Annotated in this window: 1 protein-coding gene; it reads right to left on the reverse strand. The window is 45.8% G+C overall.

Features of this window, described 5'->3' with window-relative positions; all coding sequences use genetic code 11:
- The coding region (locus FFR48_RS28485; protein ID WP_236104244.1) for a WD40 repeat domain-containing protein at positions 1 to 376 on the reverse strand (376 nt) is incomplete at its 3' end.
- Positions 377 to 421: the final 45 nt, after the last annotated feature.

Consider the following 421-nt stretch of genomic DNA (forward strand, 5'->3'; position numbering starts at 1 on the left):
CAACTGCGTATACCGAACTACTATGACCTTCAAGGGTGAACTGTTCTTCCCCGGTCTGTAAATTCCACACCTTGACAGTATTGTCATCAGAACCAGAAATCACCCGTTGATTGTCTGCTGTCACTGCAACTGCGTTTACCCTATCACTATGACCTTTAAAGGTGAACAGTTCTTCCCCGGTCTGTAAATTCCACACCTTGACAGTATTGTCAGATGAACCAGAAATCACCCGTTGATTGTCTGCTGTGACTGCAACTGCTGTTACCGAATCACTATGACCTTCAAGGGTGAACTGTTCTTCCCCGGTCTGTAAATTCCACACCTTGACAGTATTGTCCCAAGAACCAGAAATCACCCGTTGATTGTCTGCTGTCACTGCAACTGCGTATACCGAACTACTATGACCTTCAAGGGTGAACTG

Source organism: Sphaerospermopsis reniformis (assembly GCF_005402885.1).
Taxonomy (GTDB): domain Bacteria; phylum Cyanobacteriota; class Cyanobacteriia; order Cyanobacteriales; family Nostocaceae; genus Sphaerospermopsis; species Sphaerospermopsis kisseleviana.